This is a genomic window from Gammaproteobacteria bacterium (assembly GCA_013816845.1).
GTDB lineage: Bacteria > Pseudomonadota > Gammaproteobacteria > DSM-16500 > DSM-16500 > Aquicella.
In genome coordinates this window covers 1-4,899 of sequence record JACDDU010000009.1, presented here as the reverse complement: position 1 = coordinate 4,899, position 4,899 = coordinate 1, and the positions used below count along the sequence as shown (strand labels likewise).

The 4,899-nt window shown below is 38.1% G+C and carries 5 protein-coding genes; all 5 read right to left on the bottom strand.

Translation table 11 applies throughout. The annotated features are described in order from the left end of the window. Positions 1 to 164: 164 nt before the first annotated feature. Positions 165 to 2,321: a S9 family peptidase gene (locus H0W64_12635; protein MBA3662560.1), complete on the bottom strand. Its 2,157-nt coding sequence runs from the start codon at positions 2,319 to 2,321 to the stop codon at positions 165 to 167. Between the two features lie 404 nt (positions 2,322 to 2,725). Beyond that, positions 2,726 to 3,058 (bottom strand): hypothetical protein, encoded by a 333-nt coding sequence (locus H0W64_12630; protein ID MBA3662559.1) that lies wholly within the window; start codon positions 3,056 to 3,058, stop codon positions 2,726 to 2,728. Between the two features lie 473 nt (positions 3,059 to 3,531). Beyond that, positions 3,532 to 3,927, bottom strand: coding sequence for a GNAT family N-acetyltransferase (locus tag H0W64_12625; protein MBA3662558.1), 396 nt, complete (start codon positions 3,925 to 3,927; stop codon positions 3,532 to 3,534). 249 nt (positions 3,928 to 4,176) lie between these two features. Beyond that, on the bottom strand, positions 4,177 to 4,479 hold the full coding sequence (locus H0W64_12620) for an antibiotic biosynthesis monooxygenase (protein MBA3662557.1): 303 nt from the start codon (positions 4,477 to 4,479) through the stop codon (positions 4,177 to 4,179). An 11-nt stretch (positions 4,480 to 4,490) separates the two neighbouring features. Continuing rightward, on the bottom strand, positions 4,491 to 4,787 hold the full coding sequence (locus H0W64_12615; protein MBA3662556.1) for a hypothetical protein: 297 nt from the start codon (positions 4,785 to 4,787) through the stop codon (positions 4,491 to 4,493). Positions 4,788 to 4,899 lie beyond the last annotated feature (112 nt).

Sequence of the window (4,899 nt, the reverse complement as noted above, 5' to 3'; positions counted from 1 at the left end):
GATAAACAATTTGAAAAATCTTCATCATGATTTTTTACTATTATTATGATGTGGTAAACGCTTTTCGCGTTTTCCACATCCAACAAAAAAAGTCCACTGTCTGTCTGATTAAATAGTAGTGATTACAATTTTGGCAATACACTTGTTGGCTGTTATATTTCTATCTACTTTTTAAATTGAAAATCAGGATGCCCGCACTGCCACATCACAAATGCAAATTGATTGGCAAAATTTGTGAACGTTACATTTTTATCTTCGGTAAAATGTCCGTTGTCATAATTTATTTTTAACAAAACAGGCTTGCCTGATGTGGACGCATTTTGCACAGCGGCTACAAATTTTCCCGGTTCCCATGCAACTACACGTGGGTCGTTCCAGCCGGCTACAGAAAGAACCGCAGGATATTTTGTTCCGCTTACTACATGCTGCATTCCATCCATTTCGTATAAAGCTCTGCATTCAGCGCTGTCTTTTACCGTACCAAACTCGGGAATATTCACAGGTCCGTTAGCACCAAACTCAAGCCGCATCGCATTCGCACAACCTACATTACAAATTGCTGCTGCGAAGAGATCGGGCCTTTCAGTAATAGCTCTGCTTATTAAAATTCCCCCTGCACTTGTTCCTGTACCAGCAAGCTTTTGCGGAGAGGTATAGCCTTTTTCAATTAAATATTCTGTGCAGCTTATAAAATCTTTCCAGGTATTTGGCTTGGTGGTTTTGTAGCCAGCCCTGTACCATTCTTCGCCTTTTTCGCTTCCGCCGCGAACATGAGGTATAGCAACTACTACATCTCTTACTGCAAGCGAATTTTCCCGCACACTGAAGTAAGGCGTCATACTTATTCCATAAGCACCGTAACTATCCATAAAGCAAACATTAGAGCCATCCATCTTAATTCCTTTTTTATGAATAATAGAAAGCGGAATCATTACGCCGTCATGACCTTTTACCTGAACTTCTTCCGTTACCAAATCCTGATATGGCTTAGGATAAACAACCGGTTTATTAAAACTGCTTGCAGTAAATGCATCTGTTTCGGCATTGTAATCAAATTCTGTGTAAGGTTTATTCCACGAAGTAATTCCTACTAAGCAATAGTTTGATTTTGTATTAAAACAGGTTATACCAACTGAACCCGCAAATGGAAGCTTTATTTCAGATGTTTTCCTAGTTTTAAAATTATATTTCGAGATAAAATTATTAATGCCATCACTGTAAGTAATAAATATATAGTCTTTACAATAAGCAAGACCTTCAATTGTTTTGTCCCGATTTTCTTCGGCAATTGTTGTTGCATTATTCCAATCAGGATGTTTTAAACTGGTAGCAATCACTTTATAATTTTTGGCATTATTGTAAGTTATTGCATACGCATCCTCATCTTTAAATATTATTCCGCGAACCAATTTATCTGAAGGCGTGCACAATACTTGCCATTTCATTTTTGGAGCATATAATTGAGCTATCGTTGCGTAATACATTTTCATTTCTGACTGCACACTGCCTTCACCGGAAAAAATATAATTTTTCGAATCTTCGTTTAAAAAAGCATAAGGATAAACACCTGGATCAATATGTAATTCAGGATAACTGGCATTGCTGAAATAATCAACATCGTCATTCGTGTTCGCACCAAGAACATGCAATTTTGTTTTTGAATTTAAGCGTGAAGTTGGGTCTTTACTGTCTGCAGATTTTATCCAGCCATACAGAAAGGATTTGTTATCAAAAGCCCAACTGCTAAACCCATCACATGGATAAATAGAATCTTTTAAAAATTGTTTTGCATCAACATCTAAAATTTTTAAAACCGATACTTCGGCGCCTTGTTCTGCATAAGTAATCGCTAATTTTTTTCCATCATAACTTGGTGTAATGCTTTGCACGGAAAGCGTTTTTCCCGGTATATATACAATGGGGTCAAACAATAATTGTTCTGAGCCGTTCATACCTTCTCTGTAATAAATTTTGCCAACATTTTCTCCCGGCAATGTTTTGCGATAAAATAATCTGCCGTTTTCGTAACTGAATGTATTTACAACTGCAGGGCGCAGCTTATCCATTCTTTTCCACTCAGCAATAAGCGAGTCTCTTCCATTCAAGGTATTTAAAATTGAATCGGTATATGTTGCCTGTTGTTTAAACCATGTTTCTACTTCCGGTTTTTCAATGTATTCAAGCCAGCGATAGGGGTCATGATACGTTACACCAAAGTATGTGTCGCTGCTGTCCACTGTTTTTGTTGGTGGATAATGGTACTGTGCAGAAACAGAAAAAAATAAAGTGCAAGCAAAAAAAATTGTAATGAAGGTTTTCATATGCGGCGATTTAATTAAAGTTATCTAATTTGTTTAAAGATGTACAATATAACAGCCAACGATTGAGTATTGCTGCAGGAGGGGGATTTCATAACGTCCAGCCCGGAACCGCAGCTTGGTTTTGTTTTGTTGATGATGATAAGAACTTTTGCTTGGCTTTGTTCGTCAGCCGAAATTACTGCTGATAGCGAACTACAGCCGATTGTTCTTCCGTCAGCCCCACTTGAAGCAATACTTTTGTTGTGGGTTCGTGCTTCTTGTCAGTAAAATTATTAGTGGTTCTTATCTCAATCTTATTTGTGAAAGCTCAATATACAATTAGCCGAAATTAAAGCACACTCGTTCGCCAAAAAAGAATAGCTTACAGAATTTTTAAGTAATTCTGTTAACTATGTGTAATCTAATTACATTGCAGGCATTGGTGCAATTTCTCGCACTTCAATATTTCCTTCGTTTGCTATGTGAGGACACCCCTTTGCAATTTCAGCAGCTTCATCAAGCGTTTCAGCTTTCACAATTAAATAGCCACTTATTTCTTTCTTAGAAGTTTCATCGTTTGCTGCAGTTGCCGAAACTGTTTTTCCACCTGTCACCAAAGGTAAACCACTTGATAATTGACCCTTTTGGCTAAGTCCACCCATATAGGCACCCCAAGCTTGTAGTTCTGCATTATTTTCAGTTTCCGTTTTCTCTGACTGTGGCTTCCCGCCTCGTAATAGCAATAAATATTCTTTCATTTTCAGTTTATTTAAATTTGATGCTTACTCTAATCAGTTTTCAGCAGCCCTGTTGCATACTTTGTTTTTTGGTGTCGGTGCTCTGCTTGTCCGACTTTGGATGATAAATCCTTTTATTATCAGTTTACTTTTATGTTTATACTCGTTTGTCAATGCACAAATGTTTGATTTTGGCACTGTCGTCATAGCATGACGCACAACGTTAGGGCCTTGCGTTGGGCGGGGTATTTGGAAAACGTTCAGCCCGAAACTGAAGCCGATTAAAGATACAAAAGTTGAAAATATATTCTATTGATCATCCGTGTTCGGTGAGCCGGATATGCAGTTGATAGTAGTACAAAAGTTGAGGATTTATTCGTCGACACCGTTGACGCAAAACCTCGCTGTTAGCGGTTCGTTGTTTTCTGTCTTTAATTTTTTATTTCAATACCCAGCTATGTCAATTCGTAAGTAAAATCGTTAAAAGTTTCATTTTACTTAATTCCACCTGTCGAGGTAAACAATGCCTGCCCTTCAACATTGTCTGTTGCCGTGCCAAGCCAAAGTTCGCTTACTCCATCAGATTTTAAATGTGTAAGCAATGTTTTCATTAAAAGTCTTCCTGCCCCTTTTCTTCTATATGTTGCCAATACTTCAATGTCGTATAAATACGCTAAGTAGTCCGATACGTATAATGAAGGGAATCGGTAAGCAAGTGCATAGCCAACAACCTCCTTGTCAAGAAGCGCCGCAAACAAATAACTCCTGTCGTCTGCCAGTAGTTGTTGTAAATAATTTGTTGATGTTCGTTCTTCTGTATTGTCAATAAGATTCGCAACTATGAAGTCAACGATCGCAATATCGTCTTTTGTTACTCTTATTACTTTCATTGGTCTAGTTGTCAATTGCCGGGCAGTCGTTTTTACAATGACCGCTAACGGTGGGGCTTGGCGATGGCAGGGGATCTGTAATTCGTCCGCCCGTAACCGAAGCCGATTGAAAAACTAAAGTTGAAGATAACAACTAATAGCTAAATTGAAAAACTTCAAGCCGGAACAGAAGCTGATAGCGAAATACAGCCTAAGATAACAACGTCAAGCCCTTCTATAGCCAACCCAATGTTAGCGGCTGGCAGGTTTTCACAATCCTGCCCCTCCTAAAATTTCTAGTTCTTGTCCTTTCGTTGGTTGTCCGTCTATTATTGGCATTGCTTTCATTATTAGCTCTTTCACGCCCTCCACTTTTAACGAATTGTCGTGGTCATCCTTAGTGTCCCAAATTTCAGTTACATAAGCAGCGTTTAAATCGTTTTGGTCTTTGCCAATTACATAAAGTTTACAGCCTTTCGCAGTCGATACACGGTTGGATGCTTCTAATAAAATATTTGCAAGTTCGTGTGCGTGTTCTGGTTTTGCGGTTAATTTGCCGTGAAGTAGATACATAATTTCTTTGTCTATTTTTTTGTTGAACGCATTGCTTTTAATTTCTTTATTTTGCTGTTAGTCAGAATTTTTTGATATTCTTCGGTTTCCATTCCGTAAAGGGCAATTTTTCCGTTTCTGTCGCTATGAACGCCAAAACCATAAGTTTTTGTCAAAGGTGAAACTCTAAAGCAAGGTTGCCCTTTAGAGAAAAACTGTTCTCTCGCTTGTTTGTACTCAGCTTTTGTCAAGTCGTTTTTGTCAGCGTAAACCTGAAAGAATAGGTCGTCAGAAGTGTATTTGTATGGGTGCTTGTGTAAGCTCCCCATAAAATAGGGCCAGTTAAAAATAGAAAATACAGTTTTAAATTTAACTGGTCATGAAAAGAGAAAAATTCACCGAAGAACAAATTATCAGGATACTCAAGGAGTATGGCACTGG